17 protein-coding genes and 1 pseudogene are annotated in these 14,637 nt (G+C 43.1%); 11 read left to right on the top strand and 7 right to left on the bottom strand.

The window, feature by feature from the left end; all coding sequences use genetic code 11:
- The first annotated feature begins 1 nt into the window (after window position 1).
- The gene (locus tag ABD943_RS05465) at window positions 2-1,066 is read left to right on the top strand and encodes a tetratricopeptide repeat protein (protein ID WP_345292171.1); all 1,065 of its coding nucleotides are present in this window, start codon (window positions 2-4) and stop codon (window positions 1,064-1,066) included.
- Window position 1,067: 1 nt separating this feature from the next.
- Here the strand turns inward: ABD943_RS05465 and ABD943_RS05460 are convergent, their stop codons facing one another.
- On the bottom strand, window positions 1,068-1,472 hold the full coding sequence (locus tag ABD943_RS05460; protein ID WP_345292170.1) for a MutH/Sau3AI family endonuclease: 405 nt from the start codon (window positions 1,470-1,472) through the stop codon (window positions 1,068-1,070).
- Window positions 1,473-1,577: 105 nt separating this feature from the next.
- Here ABD943_RS05460 and ABD943_RS05455 point away from each other — a divergent pair, with 105 nt between their 5' ends.
- Window positions 1,578-2,663 carry a tetratricopeptide repeat protein gene (locus ABD943_RS05455; RefSeq protein ID WP_345292169.1) on the top strand — a complete coding sequence of 362 codons (1,086 nt, stop codon included), beginning with the start codon at window positions 1,578-1,580 and terminating at the stop codon, window positions 2,661-2,663.
- On the opposite strand, the gene mutH is transcribed toward ABD943_RS05455, so the two are convergent.
- Window positions 2,644-3,315, bottom strand: a complete 672-nt coding sequence (gene mutH, locus ABD943_RS05450) for a DNA mismatch repair endonuclease MutH (protein WP_345292168.1) — start codon at window positions 3,313-3,315, stop codon at window positions 2,644-2,646. The two genes, ABD943_RS05455 and mutH, sit on opposite strands and share 20 nt — an antisense overlap.
- 69 nt (window positions 3,316-3,384) lie before the next feature.
- On the opposite strand from mutH, the pseudogene rppH reads away from it, so the two are divergent.
- Together rppH and ABD943_RS05440 are read left to right on the top strand one after the other, a co-directional pair.
- A pseudogene (gene rppH / locus ABD943_RS05445) lies at window positions 3,385-3,909 on the top strand (RNA pyrophosphohydrolase); the annotation flags it as partial.
- Window positions 3,910-4,194: 285 nt separating this feature from the next.
- Window positions 4,195-4,437, top strand: coding sequence for a hypothetical protein (locus tag ABD943_RS05440; protein ID WP_345292166.1), 243 nt, complete (start codon window positions 4,195-4,197; stop codon window positions 4,435-4,437).
- Between the two features lie 55 nt (window positions 4,438-4,492).
- Here ABD943_RS05440 and ABD943_RS05435 read toward each other — a convergent pair whose 3' ends face one another.
- Window positions 4,493-5,128, bottom strand: coding sequence for a DUF938 domain-containing protein (locus ABD943_RS05435; RefSeq protein WP_345292165.1), 636 nt, complete (start codon window positions 5,126-5,128; stop codon window positions 4,493-4,495).
- A 116-nt stretch (window positions 5,129-5,244) separates the two neighbouring features.
- Here ABD943_RS05435 and ABD943_RS05430 point away from each other — a divergent pair, with 116 nt between their 5' ends.
- The 6 genes from ABD943_RS05430 to ABD943_RS05405 all read left to right on the top strand — a co-directional run bounded on the left by ABD943_RS05430 (window position 5,245) and on the right by ABD943_RS05405 (window position 10,183).
- On the top strand, window positions 5,245-6,051 hold the full coding sequence (locus tag ABD943_RS05430) for a sulfite exporter TauE/SafE family protein (protein WP_345292164.1): 807 nt from the start codon (window positions 5,245-5,247) through the stop codon (window positions 6,049-6,051).
- 39 nt (window positions 6,052-6,090) lie between these two features.
- On the top strand, window positions 6,091-6,873 hold the full coding sequence (gene lgt, locus ABD943_RS05425) for a prolipoprotein diacylglyceryl transferase (RefSeq protein ID WP_345292163.1): 783 nt from the start codon (window positions 6,091-6,093) through the stop codon (window positions 6,871-6,873).
- A 207-nt stretch (window positions 6,874-7,080) separates the two neighbouring features.
- Window positions 7,081-7,875 (top strand): thymidylate synthase, encoded by a 795-nt coding sequence (locus ABD943_RS05420; RefSeq protein WP_345292162.1) that lies wholly within the window; start codon window positions 7,081-7,083, stop codon window positions 7,873-7,875.
- Window positions 7,876-7,891: 16 nt separating this feature from the next.
- Window positions 7,892-8,413: a type 3 dihydrofolate reductase gene (gene folA, locus ABD943_RS05415; protein ID WP_345292161.1), complete on the top strand. Its 522-nt coding sequence runs from the start codon at window positions 7,892-7,894 to the stop codon at window positions 8,411-8,413.
- Window positions 8,414-8,625: 212 nt separating this feature from the next.
- Entirely contained in the window at window positions 8,626-9,276 is a 651-nt protein-coding gene (locus ABD943_RS05410; protein WP_345292160.1) for a glutathione S-transferase family protein, read from the top strand.
- 418 nt (window positions 9,277-9,694) lie between these two features.
- Window positions 9,695-10,183 (top strand): gamma-glutamylcyclotransferase family protein, encoded by a 489-nt coding sequence (locus ABD943_RS05405; protein ID WP_345292159.1) that lies wholly within the window; start codon window positions 9,695-9,697, stop codon window positions 10,181-10,183.
- Between the two features lie 3 nt (window positions 10,184-10,186).
- Here ABD943_RS05405 and ABD943_RS05400 read toward each other — a convergent pair whose 3' ends face one another.
- A complete protein-coding gene (locus ABD943_RS05400) occupies window positions 10,187-10,837 on the bottom strand; it encodes a class I SAM-dependent methyltransferase (RefSeq protein ID WP_345292158.1) in 651 nt (216 codons plus the stop codon).
- A 185-nt stretch (window positions 10,838-11,022) separates the two neighbouring features.
- Between ABD943_RS05400 and ABD943_RS05395 the strand changes: the two genes are divergently transcribed.
- Complete coding sequence (locus tag ABD943_RS05395) at window positions 11,023-11,448, top strand: hotdog fold thioesterase (RefSeq protein WP_345292157.1); 426 nt, start codon at window positions 11,023-11,025, stop codon at window positions 11,446-11,448.
- Window positions 11,449-11,466: 18 nt separating this feature from the next.
- Here the strand turns inward: ABD943_RS05395 and ABD943_RS05390 are convergent, their stop codons facing one another.
- The 3 genes from ABD943_RS05390 to ABD943_RS05380 form a co-directional block, all read right to left on the bottom strand.
- Window positions 11,467-12,045, bottom strand: a complete 579-nt coding sequence (locus ABD943_RS05390; protein WP_345292156.1) for a class GN sortase — start codon at window positions 12,043-12,045, stop codon at window positions 11,467-11,469.
- 18 nt (window positions 12,046-12,063) lie between these two features.
- Window positions 12,064-14,073, bottom strand: a complete 2,010-nt coding sequence (locus ABD943_RS05385) for a marine proteobacterial sortase target protein (protein ID WP_345292155.1) — start codon at window positions 14,071-14,073, stop codon at window positions 12,064-12,066.
- 153 nt (window positions 14,074-14,226) lie between these two features.
- Window positions 14,227-14,628, bottom strand: a complete 402-nt coding sequence (locus tag ABD943_RS05380; protein WP_345292154.1) for a YccF domain-containing protein — start codon at window positions 14,626-14,628, stop codon at window positions 14,227-14,229.
- Window positions 14,629-14,637: the final 9 nt, after the last annotated feature.

Raw genomic sequence — 14,637 nt, 5'->3', positions numbered from 1 at the left:
TATGAATGTTAAAAAACTTATATCTGGTATTGCTTTATATCTGTTGACCAAAGGCTTGATTGGTGCAGGTTATTATAATGATCTCAAAGCAATTGAGAGTCAGAGAATTAAAGACTTGTCAGGTACAAAGCAGTCCTTACAGGAAATATCTAAATACAAGTCTGAGTTTTCGGATAGTGAGAAGCATTTATATTGGCTGCTGATGGCTCACTCTGCCACCATGGAGAGTGATTTCGCTGAAGCAGAGAGGTTACTGCTGAAAATCATTAACAGTGATGCTGATATTGACTATAAAGGCCGGGCTCATTCGGTTTTTGCTGCGGTATTACAGCTTCAAGGGGAGTACGTAAGATCTTATCTGCATTTAGACAAAGCATTAAGACATGTCCCAAGAATGGACAATGAAGAGTATAAGGCGAATATTCTGCAAAATGCTGTAAGTTTTTATAATGACTCAGGCATGTTTGATTATGCGATGGATCATGCAAGACGATTACTGAAGCTTGGAGTCCAAAGAAAAGATTTATCGAATCAGTGCCAAGCCCACTTTGAGATGATGTTTATCGAGTTATCAGCAAATAAATATGAATTAGCAGAAGATAGATTAACTAAAACAGATAATATATGTAACAAAGCGAATGAAACGTTATTTTTATTGCACTTGCCAAATGTAAGGGCTGATTTAGCAATACAGAAAGGCGATACCTCAAGAGCAAGAAAGTTATTAGAAGAAAATTATACTGAAGTCAAAAAGTATGGTTGGAAGATTCTCAGTGCAAGCACTGAAATTAAGTTAGCTAACTTGTACTCTAAAATAGATGAGTTTAAAGAGGCAGAAAAGCTAGCTTTAAAAGCATTGAAAGCTTCAGAGGAGATAGGCGACATCAAGCGTGCCAAAGGTGCTACTGAAATCTTGGCAAATATATATTCTGAACTCGGCGAAAAAGATAAGGCTATCAAATACTTTCTAATGTACATGGAGCTTGAGAAAAGATTAAGCGCTTCAAGCCGTCAAAGAAAGTTATCCTATGACCAGGCGAGACAGTGGCTTAGAGTAGAGCAGTAATCTAAGTTGGACTTAGGTAACTAAACTGTTGTTGTAAGCACTGCTTGGCAAATTGTGGACGTAAGTAAAAAGATTTGCGTAACGTTTTAATAGTGGAACCGTCCGTCCCAATCGCATCCGTTAGTGCTTTTGAGTTTGCAGCTTTAGGTCTTACCTGTAGTATTTCACCAAGCCGAGCATCGACTTGCTCTACATTCCCCATGGAGACCTGATCAAGAACATCCTCAAAGTCCTTTTTTAACGTCTGCTCCTGCTCGAAAGTGGGTTGCCACAGGAAGGGCGTGGCAATTTGTCGTTGTTCAATAGGGAGCTCACGGCTAGCGACGTTGGGCATCCAAAGCACGTGTATTAGCTTATGACTAACCACAGAGTTCGCCCAAGATCGATCCTGCAAAGCTTTGAGCATCTAAAGTACTTTCGGATTTATAGACGCTTAAGTAATGAAAGAGATATAAAGTTACGTCAAAGAAAGCTTGCCTTTGATGTTACTAATACGAGAGACTTGTAATCTATGAATGTTAAAAAACTTATATCTGGTATTGCTTTATGTCTGTTGACCAAAAGCTTGGTTGGGGCCGATTATTATAATGATCTCAAAGCAATTGAGAGTCAGAGAATTAAAGACTTGTCAGGTACAAAGCAGTCCTTACAGGAAATATCTAAATACAAGTCTGAGTTTTCGGATAGTGAGAAGCATTTATATTGGCTGCTGATGGCTCACTCTGCCACCATGGAGAGTGATTTCGCTGAAGCAGAGAGGTTACTGTTGAAAATCATTAACAGCGATGCTGATATTGACTATAAAGGTCGGGCACATTCGATTTTTGCTGCGGTTTCTCAGCTCCAAGGAAAGTACGTACGCTCCTATATGCACTTTGATAAAGCTTTAGGCTTGATACCGAAGATGCAGGACGAAGAATATAAAGCCAATGTGTTGCAGAATGCCGTAAGTTTTTATAATGACTCCGGAATGGTCGATTATGCGATGGATTATGCAAGAAGATTATTACAGCTTTCAATAAAAACAAAGGACTTGGCCAAGCAATGTCAGTCACATTACGAGATGGCATTCATCGAGATCTCTGCGGAAGAATATGCATTAGCGGGTAACCGTCTAAATCAAGCTTATGAGGTTTGCCGAAAAGCTAATGAAGGACTATTCATACTACATTTGCCAAATCTTGAAGCTGATATTGCGATGAGTAGGAAGGAATTTACTAAAGCAAAAAGGTTGTTAGAAAAGAGCTACATCGATGTTAAGAAGTATGGTTGGCCCGTTTTAACGTCGCTTACCGAAATCCGTCTGGCAAACTTATATTTTGAAACGGGTCGCTATGACAAAGCGGAAAAGTTCGCGAGTAAAGCATTCTCAGTGTCAGAAGACGCAGGAGATGTTAAGCGTATGAGAAATGCTACCCAAATATTAGCGAAGACTCACTCTAAGCTAAAGAATAAAGATAAAGCAATTGAATACTATCAGCTGTATATGGAGTTGGAGAAAAAGATCAATACAGCAAGTCGTCAGAGAAAACTGGCCTACGATCAAGCTCGACAGGAATTACGAGCTGAAGCATTAGCTAAACTTGAGTCTCAGTAAAGTACTGCTGTAAACAATGCTTGGTAAACTGTGGGCGTAAGTAAAAACCTCGGGGCAATGTTTTAATGGTTGAGCCATCTGGCCCTATGGCATCAGTCAATGCTTTCGAGTTTGCGGCTTTTGGTCTTACTTGTAATATCTCGCCAAGCCGAGCATCCACTTGTTCAATACCCCCCATTGAGACATGATCAAGGATATCCTCGAAGTCTTGTTTTAATGTCTGCTCTTGTTCAACGCTTGGCTGCCATAGGAAGGGCATTGCAATTTGTCGTTTCTCAATAGGAATTTCCCGACTGGCGACGATGGGCACCCAAAGAACGTGCATGAGCTTGTGTCGGACGACAGAGTTCTCCCAGCATAAGCCTTGGATATCAATCAAAGGAACGACGCTGACGTAGGTTGATTCAAGCGGGCGTCCTTGTTCATCAATCGGCAACGTTTTAAGTTCAACACCAATGTCAGGAAAGTCTGGTTGCGCCAGCGAGCCGGACGTTGCTCCGAGAATCATTTCAATGAATTGGCCGACCCAGCCTTTTTTATGCAATAACTGCTGAGGAACCTGTTCTTTATAGCGCTCACAAAGCTCGCCTAAGGTAGAGCCTGCGAAGCTCTGGGCGTGGTCTAGTAGGGCTTGCGGGTTATCGTATTGCATAATTTGTTATTGTCGAAAGCATCGGTATGTGGAACAATGATATCAAAGTTTTATGATTTGGATGAATAGATGATCGACGCAGACGGCTTTAGGGCCAACGTCGGCATCATCATTTGTAACAACCAAGGCCAGTTACTCTGGACGCGCCGTTTTGGACAGACATCGTGGCAGTTCCCGCAAGGGGGCGTGCACCCGGGCGAAAGTGCAGAGCAAACCATGTACCGAGAACTATACGAAGAAGTCGGCCTTGAAAAAGATGATGTCCGTATTCTAGGGAGTACGCAGCATTGGTACAAGTACCGATTGCCGCAACGACTGATTCGCCAGAACTCCCAACCACTGTGTGTTGGCCAAAAACAGAAGTGGTTTTTGTTACAGCTGGTGAGCGATGAAAGTAAAATTGACTTTGAAGCGACTAACCATCCGGAGTTTGATGGTTTTATCTGGGTTAACTATTGGTACCCGGTACGAAATGTAGTTAATTTCAAAAGGGATGTTTACCGCTCAGCACTATCAGAATTGATGGGGGCTATGTTTCGTTTTCAGATGCAAGGTAAGTCCAGTCATCGTCCAGAAAAGAAGCATAAAAAAGGTGGTGGCTCCCGTCACTCACAACAAGGAAAGCAGGAGCAGGCGCCAGCCGCCGACTCAAATAATAGTCAGCAGCGCCAAGGCAACCGACGTCGAAGACCCCGACATCCTTACCGCAACAACGTGAATAAAGAGTCAGAGAGCAGCTAATTAGCTGCTCTTTTTTTATATGCCAAATAAGCGGTGTGGAATGTTGGAAGAGTACAAAGCACGCATAGTAGCAAGCTTAAGTATGCCGCCATGTTATTAGTTACGAAGAACATCGTCACTATGGTAAAGACAGCTGTTATGAAGTACACAGAAAATAGCCATAGGTATCGAGAAGAGTTGCTGGTATTGAGCATGATGATTCCAAGTGGCAAAAGGAAAAAGCAGCTAAGAATAAGTCCGGAAGAAAATATTAGAGCAAGATTCTCGAGTGTTGGTGAGCTAGATCCTCCGCAGGCGAAAAGAGTAGAGCTAAACGTTGCTAGAAGACAAAAGATAATAAATTTAATAAGCATGAAACCTCCTTTTTTAAGCTTGTATTAGAGCGAACAAAAAAGAGGTTTTTGTGTTTTAAATCTGGCGAATTATGTGACGAGCGTTAGAACGAAGAATTCTTCTGATAAGCCAGCAGCATATTATTGGCGGGCATGTCGTGGCGTTCTACGAGCTGTAGCCCGTTATGCCTAGCGGCACGATTCATGTCGTCATAATCTCTAATACCGCTATCCGGATCCTGCTCCTTAAGAAACTGGTCAAAGTCTTTGTTAGATTCAGAGGTGTAATCGCCATTGACGTTAAAGGGGCCATAAATTAGCAGGTAACCTCCTGGCTTCAGGACACGGTTAGCGCCGTGGAATAGGTCTTTCACGCGATCCCAAGACATGATGTGGCAGGTATTGGCAGTGAAAATGGCATCAACTTGATTGACTGGCCAAACTTTCTGGCCAACATTGAGGCTTCTTGGGCTGCGAATGTTGGGTAAATCACTCGCTTCTAGCCATGCAATTATGGAACCATGATTCTCGCGTAAGTCGCTGGTATGCCACGTTAGATGAGGCATGGCGCCAGCAAACCAGACTGCATGCTGACCGGTGCCTGAGCCCACTTCGAGCACATCGTTACTGTGGGTTAAATAGGGTTTTATAGCATCAAGGATGGGGCCTTGATTGCGTTCGCAGGCTTCGCTAAATCGGCGCATAGTGTCTGTGTTTTGTATGATGATATCAATAATCATACCGTAAGCTGGAACAGCGATAAAGCGACACTAGCTAGGCTTAAGGGGAAGAAAGGCCTTAAATAATAACGGATTTATGCAATAATCAGGACTCTCATAACAATAGAGTTTATCGCTTGGACATACAGTTTTTGTGGCTGCTGGCGTTTGTAGCATTGGGTCTATTTAATGGTGTTTTAGCCGGACTTTTGGGGATTGGTGGAGGCATGGTGATAGTGCCTTCGATGATTTGGTTGGCGCCGCAGCTTGGGGTGCCTGCTGAACACGTGATGCATGTCGCTCTGGGCACTTCAATGGCGACAATTTGCTTTATCGCACTGTCTTCAGCACGCTCACACTACAGACGAGGATCGGTCAGTGTTCCTTTGCTAAAGGTGTTAATTCCGGGAATCGCCATTGGAGGTTTGCTGGGGGCCATTCTTGCTAAGTACATGAATACGGCTTGGCTGGCTTGGACTTTTAGTATTTTTGCCATCCTTGTTGGAATAAAACTGTTATCAGGCGTTAACCCTGAGGCAAAAGGCGAGAAAACCCAAGGCAAACAGCGATTACCCGCAGGAGTGGTGATGGGGGCTGTTTCGTCGCTAGTGGGTATTGGCGGTGGTAGTGTGGTCGTCCCTTATTTGTTGTATCATAAAGAAAAATTAGTGGTTGCCATTGGTACCGCAGCGGCATGTGGCTTACCGTTAGCGATTATGGCGGCGGCAGGCTATATCATAACGGGCTGGGGTACGGATTCACTGCCGGTAAACCATATCGGCTATGTCTACTGGCCTGCGATGATTGCCATTGCGATCGGTTCAATGCTGACGGCACCGTTTGGGGCTTATTTGGCTCATCGATTACCGACCAAAGTGATTAAACGTATATTCGCGGTATTACTGATCGTTGTGGCTATAAAAATCATTATCGACCACCTGTAAGCTAATAAAAGACAATAACTTCTTAGAAAAGAGATATTTATGGATTTCCCGAAAATTGACCCCGTCATGTTTGAGATAGGACCGATAGCACTGCATTGGTACGGCTTTATGTATTTGCTCGGCTTCTTAGCTGCGTGGGGCTTAGGCACCTATCGTGCAAAACAGCCAAATTCAGGTTGGACGGCAGAGCAAGTGTCAGACTTTTTGTTCTTCGGTTTCATTGGCGTCATCATCGGTGGCCGTATTGGGTATGTGCTATTTTATGGATTGGAGTTTTGGGCTCAGGACGCGCTCTACCTATTCAAGATATGGGAAGGTGGTATGTCATTCCACGGTGGTTTGCTGGGGGTGGCTTTGGCGGGTTGGTATTTTGCTCGAAAGAACCAGAAAAGTTTCTTTGAAGTAACTGACTTTGTGGTGCCGTTAGTGCCTTTGGGCTTGATGTTTGGCCGAATAGGGAACTTTATCAATGGAGAGCTGTGGGGCAGAGCCGCAAGTTCGGACTTTTTCTTAGCCATACGTTTCCCACAAGACCCCGACGGTATTTTGCGCCATCCTTCGCAGCTCTATCAGGCGATATTTGAAGGATTGATACTGTTTCTCGTCGTGTGGTTTTATTCAGCAAAGCCTAGACCGAGAAAAGCGGTATCAGGCTTGTTCTTGATTGGTTATGGTGTCTTTAGGTTCGGCGTTGAGTTTTTCCGCGAGCCAGATGCCCATTTAGGTAAAGTGATATCGTGGTTAACCATGGGGCAGGTGCTGTGTGTACCGATGATCGTTATCGGTGTATATTTGTTGGTAAAGGCATATCAGAAGCCTTAAAACGGCCTTTCCCATAGTGGTGTTAAAATACTGTTAGAATATACTCATTTACATAATAGTAAACTCCGTGATTCAAAAAGTATTTTGTCTTACGTGTGAACAAAAATGTCGTTTTAATAAACAAATTGGATGCGTCGTTCCCGCTTCCGCGGGAATGACAGAGTTATAAGGCTGAGCTTATAAAACAGGTATTATGAAACAAGTCCTATGAAAGAATATTTAGATATGATGCGCCATGTTTTAGACAATGGCGAAGATAAAGGTGATAGAACGGGGACTGGAACACGCAGTGTTTTTGGCTACCAGATGCGTTTTGACTTACAAGAAGGCTTTCCTCTTGTCACCACGAAGAAATTACACCTGCGTTCGATTATTTACGAGCTATTGTGGTTCTTGAATGGCGATACTAATATCAAATACTTACAAGATAATGGCGTGAAAATTTGGGACGAGTGGGCTGATGAGAATGGTGACTTGGGCCCAGTTTATGGTGAACAGTGGCGCTCTTGGAAAAAGCCTGACGGCACCACGATTGATCAAATCACTAATGTTCTTGAACAAATAAAAAATAATCCCAACAGCCGTCGCTTGATGGTAGTGGCTTATAATCCTGGAGTCGCCGATGAAATGGCGTTACCGCCTTGTCACTCGTTATTCCAGTTCTACGTCGCTAACGGAAAGTTATCGTGCCAGTTGTACCAGCGCAGCGCCGATATTTTTCTAGGAGTGCCGTTTAATATCGCCTCTTATGCGCTATTGACGCACATGATGGCGGAGCAGGCGGGTTTAGAGGTCGGCGAGTTTATCTGGACCGGCGGTGATACGCACCTTTACAGCAATCATTTCGAGCAAGCCAAAGAGCAACTGTCTCGTGAACCATTACCTTTGCCTAAGCTGAACATTAAGCGTAAGCCGGATTCGTTATTCGATTATGAGTTTGAAGACTTTGAAATCGTGGGTTATGAAAGTCATCCGCACATTAAAGCGCCTGTGGCCGTTTAAAATTTCAGAGAAGAATATGCCTCAACATAAGAAACCGATAATTAGTTTAATCGTCGCCATGGCAAACGATCGGGTTATCGGAAAAGATAACCAAATGCCGTGGCACTTACCTGCTGACTTAAAACATTTCAAAGCCGTGACCTTAGGCAAGCCCGTGATCATGGGGCGTAAAACCCATGAGTCTATCGGCATGGTATTACCGGGACGAAAAAATATTATTATTAGTCGCAACCCCGATTATCGTTCGGATTTTCATAACGAGCACTGCGAAGTGGTGACAAGCTTAGAAGCTGCGCTAGAAGTGGCACAAGATGAAGACGAAATCATGATTATCGGCGGCGCTAATATCTACGGTCAAATGATTGACCAAGCGGACAAACTCTACCTGACGTTTATTGATCTCGATACAAACGGCGATGCACGTTTCCCCGACTGGACCCATCATCACTGGAAAGAAATCTCGCGAGAGAAACACCAGCCAGATGAAAAGAATCAATATCACTATCAGTTTATCGAATTACATAGAACAATGGATTAGCAAAATAACAATACCTATTAGCATTAATATTAATAAAATAACTTGTATTAATCTTTTCATTATTCATTCATGAGCCATTATTTTTAACTTTAACGAGACATGTTGGTTTTTTATTCCAATGAGCGTTATGTTTTGATAGACAGTTATTTTTGATAGGCTGAATATTATGTGATATTTAGTGTTAAAGCAGTTGATTAGATAGAAGGTGAAGAATGAAGGAGATTATTTTAACAACTTTTGATTGGGTGCCGGAGGTTCCCCGTGGGTACGTTCGTGATATCCGTGCTAGTTGGGCGATGGAAGAAGCTGGCTTAGCATATCGTATAGAGGGAGTGCCTTTTAAAAATAGAAATAAAGAGCATCTTGAGAATCAGCCTTTTGGGCAAGTACCATGGTTGAAGGATGGAGAGTTCACGATTTTTGAAAGCGGGGCTATGCTCCTTCATATTGCTGAACGTAGCGAGAACTTAATACCAAACGAACCAATAGGCCGTAGCCAAGTTATTCAGTGGTTATTTGCAGCACTTAACTCAATAGAGATGGCTAGCGTGCCTTGGTCGTTGTTTAAATTTAGTAACGATAATGAAGAAACGCCAGGTCGTGAAAATTTGAATAATTTTTTAGAGTCGCGATTACAACGCATGGAGTCAGTATTGGCTGAGCGTGAATGGCTGGTAAATGATTTCTCCATTGCTGATATTGCTATGTCAGATGTATTGCGTTTAGTGGACCGTTTTGGTGAGTTAAGTGATTATCCAGCCTGTAAGGATTATGTTGAGAGGGCTACTGCCCGTCCTGCTTTTAAAAAAGCATATGCAGATCAGTTAGCGCACTTTGCAATGGCAGACAGATTCAATCAATAATCGGTACTAATCATCTAATGAGCTGGAGATAAATAATGAATATATGATTTAAAGAAGCAAATCAAGAAGAAATAAATAGTTGGAGAAAAGGACTCTCTTGGAGCACATTGGGATCGAGATTAAAATAATAGGGTCAGAGTGAGGGGTATCCCTATTTCGAATAAAACCTTCAATTCTATCTCACCAATAGAATTATAATCCCCACTAATATAAAAATTAACAAGATAATTTGTAATAAGCGCTTCATAAAAAAATCCCTATATAGTCAACATTTATAGTTTAACGTTAAACCAGTGATTTTATTTCTAAAAATACTAATATTTTTAGTGAAGGGGCTGGGTTTGTTAGTATGTGGGCAGTAGAGTACGAATAGTTTTAGTCGTTACTGATCAGTAGCAGGACTATAAAAAGGGGAAAGATGTATTATTTTGCGTACGGTTCAAACATGTCAGTTTCTCGCCTAAGAGCGCGAGTTCCCAGTGCTCAGCCTATGGGCTGCTATATGCTTGATGGGTATGATCTGAGGTTCCATAAATTAAGTGGTGACGGCTCAGGAAAGTGTGACGCTTACTTTACTTCAAACGATGGTGATAGAGTTTATGGTGCCTTGTATAAAATTGACCCGCAGGAAAAACCTGTTTTGGATGAAGCTGAAGCGGGGTACGAAGAGAAGGTGGTGACCGTTGTATCAAGTAACGATGGTTCACCAACGGAAGCGACAATCTATATAGCCATTGGTAAAGAAAGTGGCATACAGCCGTATTCATGGTATTTGAATCATGTGCTAGTGGGAGCCAAGGAAACGCTGTTACCTAAAGACTACATTCTAAGAAAGATTGAGAGAATCCAACCTATTGAGGACGAGAACAAAGACCGGAGCGCGAAAGAGTGGGCAATCCATGATTAAGGTTTAGCGTTCAAATTTGAGGATATATCCCTTAAATTCTGTTGGCAGATAATCGGTATGGCTGGGTTTTAGGTGGGACGAAGTGAACCCAAACTCCATAAATCGCGTGCTGAGCTTAGTTTTCCTACCGCGACCAGGGTCAACAATAATGACGTCACAGTGAGGCTTGGCGTGTGCCTCTATAAAATTCGCCAAGAGTTCAATGTGACTATCTTCATACAGCAGGTCGCTACCAATGATGACATCAAAAAGGCCTAGATGATCATTGTTATCAACCCAGTTTACTTGTTCGTAGGCGATATCTTTATCGCCATTTAGCAAGGTATTTCTCTGTAAGAACTTATGCGTTTCTGGATGGTAGTCAGTTGCCGTAATGTCAGCGGATTGCTTATTCAACAGTAAACTTGATAGTGCCATGCCGCAGCCGACTTCCAAGATTCGTTTAGAGTCAGTGTCATAATCCAACATATAGTGAGCAAGTACTAAACTGGACGGCCAGATCGTACCGAAAATAGGCCAGGATGCTGACGAGATACCGAGATTTTCTGCAATGCCTTCTGGATCATAAAATTCTTGATTGTCGCGCAAAGTGCAGAGGTGTATATCTATTTGTCCAAATTCAACTGTCTGATAACACAGGCGGAGGTTTGTCATTAGGCTGGCTCGGTTGGGGTGTTCAGCAGATTATCGATGATAAAAACTAGACACAGTATCACTACAGGGTATAGCAGTTAGCGTAATAGGCAATCTATTTCAAAGCGTAATGACTTTTAGGCAGTGATGAAATCATGTAAATTGTTGGCTTTAGAGTAGGTTCATCGAGAGTATTGGAGTAAAGCGTGAGCATCTGGTTTAAGAAACCTGACTTAGAAGAAATAAATAGTTGGAGAAAAGGAACTCTCTTGGAGCACATTGGGATCGAGATAACAGAGATTGGTGACGATTATTTAGAAGGCACCATGCCCGCGGATCATCGAACGTTTCAACCTTATAAGTTGGTGCATGGTGGGGCTAATATCGTTTTAGCTGAAACTTTAGGATCGATAGGCGGTATGTTAACCATTGATCCGGATAAATACATTTGTGTTGGGCAAGAGGTGAATGGCAATCACTTGAGAGGCGTTCGTTCGGGCGTGGTTAGAGGCAGAGCTGAGCAGGTACATGGCGGTAGTAAGTCTCAAGTGTGGCAGATCAAGCTGTATGACTCGAATAACAAACTCAGTTGTATCTCCCGGTTAACTTTGGCGGTGGTGAAGAAAAGGTAAGTGCTGCCTAGTGCCGTCTTAGGAGTTATTGCTTAGGGTCGCATGCACTAAATACCGTAATGGCCCACCCGTTTCGAGTGAATTAAAGGGGTAGCAGGTAATTAACGTTAGTTGATTCTCACCACGATCATACAGTACATCTTTCTCGATGTGATGGACTTCTAAGGCTGTGATCTCATACGTCATCGTTACTCCTTTTTTATTCGTCAAGCGTAGCGGCTCACCAACTTTTACATATTGCAGAAATTCAAAGTGAGTATCACGGTGACCACCAAGAACGATATGTCCTTTTTCGGTTAGCGGTGAGCTGGAAAGCACGTGCCCAGGACCAAATGCTAAATTTCGACCGGAAGCTCCTGCTAATACAATCTGCTCAACATTTTGACTGGGGGCTTCAAGCTTGGCCACGGGATAAGTATCCGCCCATGACCAAGGCTTATGAGGCTTACCATCTTTTAAGGTCTGTTCCCAAGCGTTGCTTAATAAATGTTGTGCCAATATAGCTTTGGCCTTAATGTAGCCGGCCTGACCAAAAGCCACAAGGCTGATGGTCAGAAGGGCGACGATGACGCCGTATTTGCGTAAGAGTTTCTTCATTAGTGTTCTATCCAATACTTAGGCGTTACTGTTATGAACTGCTTTACGACGGCGGTTAAACATCATCTGATAAGCAATGGCTAACAGCAGCGTAAGTACACCAACAAATAACGCGATGTTGGCAATGGTGCCGCCTTGTGGGTAGCCATGCTTGCTTTTAAAACCTTTAGGGAGAGGGTTCTTTAGACGGTGTTGCTTGAGAGCTTCACGAACTCTTGCCGGGGTTTTATCGACCGCCACTAAGCTGGTGAAATCACTGACAAGCTGAAACGCTAACGCTGTGTCCGTGATTTTCTCTTTTTTGTCAGCATAACTCAGCTCGAAATTACTGTTGATAGAAGCAATTTTTTGACGTGCCCATAACTTCGCAATACCTTTATCCTTACCGTTGACGACGACGGGAATATTGCTCGACCAGTCGTAAACATCAGACTTTCCGCTGACCTTAAGGCTGACGGCGTGTTCTTTTGGCGTTCGGTAGCTGACGAATAACGGTTCACCCAAATATAAGTCACGCAGTACTTTGGGTTGTAAATCAATACTGGCGGCTGAGGCACCTTTAAGCTGTAGGTCGGTTAATGCGGGATGACGTAATTTTTTAAACAGGTTTTGTAGCTGTGTTTGCACCTCATTAATGCTACCAATGTAAGTGTAAGTACCGCGTCCAAAATTGGCCGCCTTATTCATAAAGTAACTGTTAGGCGCTGACCCAATACCGACGGTAAACAGTCTATTATTGCCAAGTTTACTCTCAATAAGCTGAAATATTTGAGACTCATTGCCGATACTACCATCGGTTAAGAAGACGATTTGTCGAAGACGATCGGATTGAGGCTTATCAAGTGCTAATTGTACCGCTCCAGCAATTTCGGTGCCGCCATCAGCGACCAGCTGGTTAACGAATTCAATGGCACTTTGGCGTGTTTGTTCAGAATTTTCGACCGCGTTGGGAAACAATTTACGAGCGATATGATCGAAGTCGATAATATTGAAAGTGTCATCTGGGCCGAGTTGATTGAGTGCGAATAAAAGCCCTGCTTTAGCCTGTTGCATCGACTCACCGGACATTGAACCTGAGGAATCAATGACGAAGATCATTTCGCGTGGCTGAGTATTTTCAGTGACCAATGTGTGTGTAGGTGGCAGCATCATCAAAACGTGATAGTTATAACCGTCTTGTGCCTCACTGAATAAAGCGACTTTGGGTTCTTGACCAAGTTGAGGTTGCCAGTTAAGAACAAAATCACGATTGGCTTGCGCTGGATTTTCTAGGCTAATCTCATAGTTATCGCCATGCTGCTGGATCTGTGTTTTGTGGTAAGGGCTTTCGAGTAAAGCTAAATCAAAACCTGGATTAAGCAACACACGGATGTTAACCGGTCGGTTAGGTTGTGTTGCGGTATTGAACATGGTCATTTCGTGAGGCAGAGGAGTCACTTGATGTTTATTCTGAGTGACGCTCTGCTCAGAGCTACCTTGAGTTGTGTTTCCCCCCGGTTGATAGCGTGGCGTAATTCCAAGCGGCATGCGAATACTGAAGTGAGTTGAGTCAGCTTTAACTAAGCTCTGAAATTGGATTTCGATAGTGATGCTTTCACCCGGAGCGATATTCGCAAGCTTCGTGGTAAATAGATTGGCGCGTGCTTGATGAACAATGCTTGCACGCTGTCCTTGATTCTTTGCTTGTTGATAAGTGCGCTCGGCTTGTTGTTTTTCCTGAACTTCACCTTCAATGATTCGCTGCCCGATATGCATTTTCAAGGTATCAATAGCGGCATCCTCAGGTAGTGGAAACTGATATATACCTTCTAGCCACTCAGTTGAGTTATTTTTAAAAGTTTGTTTTACGGTGACTCGTGAGACCACACTGTTAACGTGCATTTGGATATCGGTAGACAGTGGAAGCTGTTCAAAAGTTTGATCGCTTTCGAGTGAGCTGTAACGAATCAGTGAGGAATCCTGACTAGCGTATGCAGTAACGTTCAGCAGCGCGAATAAAGCTATAATAATAAGAGTGATGCGTTTCATGGTGTCTCCCTGATGTTTTGCTTGGATGACACCATTACACGCTAAAGAGTTGGCAAGATTTCTATAAAAAAACGATAAGAAGTTACAGATTCTGACATAAAAAAGGCAGCGCCGTATTATCATGCGGGCTGCCTAACTTGATGAGTAGTGTGATTAGAACAGACGCTCACCATTTCTGAGGCCATAAATTTCACGACCGAAAGGCCACAGCGCAAGCTTAACCATTTTGAAGTGCTGTATACCAAACGGAATACCGATAATGGTAATACATAACACCACACCCCAGAATAAATGGTTAATCATGACCCAGATACCACCAAAGATGAGCCAAATAATATTGAGGATCACGTTAAGTAAATCTTGTGTCGCTGGACGCTCTGCCATGCGGGTATCTTGGCCGAATGGAAAGAGTGCAAAAATAGCGAGCTTAAAACATTGGACGCCCCAAGGAATACCGATGATGGTAAAACATAAAGCGATACCGCCAGCGATGTACCCCATTGAGACAAAAAAACCGCCAAAAATAAGCCAGAGAATATTTAACAATAATGACATTCAGTATGT

Source organism: Kangiella marina, from assembly GCF_039541235.1.
Lineage (GTDB): Bacteria > Pseudomonadota > Gammaproteobacteria > Enterobacterales > Kangiellaceae > Kangiella > Kangiella marina.
Note: the sequence above shows the minus strand (reverse complement) of the source record. Positions and strands in the feature narration are given on the sequence as shown.

Excerpts from the sequence above, each read along its gene's own strand:
- ABD943_RS05385 (WP_345292155.1), bottom strand. The coding sequence starts at position 14,073 with ATGAAACGCATCACTCTTATTATTATAGCTTTATTCGCGCTGCTGAAC.
- ABD943_RS05455 (WP_345292169.1), top strand. The coding sequence starts at position 1,578 with ATGAATGTTAAAAAACTTATATCTGGTATTGCTTTATGTCTGTTGACC.
- lgt (WP_345292163.1), top strand. The coding sequence starts at position 6,091 with ATGGATTTCCCGAAAATTGACCCCGTCATGTTTGAGATAGGACCGATA.
- mutH (WP_345292168.1), bottom strand. The coding sequence starts at position 3,315 with ATGCAATACGATAACCCGCAAGCCCTACTAGACCACGCCCAGAGCTTC.
- ABD943_RS05440 (WP_345292166.1), top strand. The coding sequence starts at position 4,195 with ATGAAGTACACAGAAAATAGCCATAGGTATCGAGAAGAGTTGCTGGTA.
- ABD943_RS05390 (WP_345292156.1), bottom strand. The coding sequence starts at position 12,045 with ATGAAGAAACTCTTACGCAAATACGGCGTCATCGTCGCCCTTCTGACC.
- ABD943_RS05460 (WP_345292170.1), bottom strand. The coding sequence starts at position 1,472 with ATGCTCAAAGCTTTGCAGGATCGATCTTGGGCGAACTCTGTGGTTAGT.
- ABD943_RS05400 (WP_345292158.1), bottom strand. The coding sequence starts at position 10,837 with ATGACAAACCTCCGCCTGTGTTATCAGACAGTTGAATTTGGACAAATA.
- ABD943_RS05405 (WP_345292159.1), top strand. The coding sequence starts at position 9,695 with ATGTATTATTTTGCGTACGGTTCAAACATGTCAGTTTCTCGCCTAAGA.
- ABD943_RS05435 (WP_345292165.1), bottom strand. The coding sequence starts at position 5,128 with ATGATTATTGATATCATCATACAAAACACAGACACTATGCGCCGATTT.
- ABD943_RS05465 (WP_345292171.1), top strand. The coding sequence starts at position 2 with ATGAATGTTAAAAAACTTATATCTGGTATTGCTTTATATCTGTTGACC.
- ABD943_RS05420 (WP_345292162.1), top strand. The coding sequence starts at position 7,081 with ATGAAAGAATATTTAGATATGATGCGCCATGTTTTAGACAATGGCGAA.
- ABD943_RS05380 (WP_345292154.1), bottom strand. The coding sequence starts at position 14,628 with ATGTCATTATTGTTAAATATTCTCTGGCTTATTTTTGGCGGTTTTTTT.
- folA (WP_345292161.1), top strand. The coding sequence starts at position 7,892 with ATGCCTCAACATAAGAAACCGATAATTAGTTTAATCGTCGCCATGGCA.
- ABD943_RS05410 (WP_345292160.1), top strand. The coding sequence starts at position 8,626 with ATGAAGGAGATTATTTTAACAACTTTTGATTGGGTGCCGGAGGTTCCC.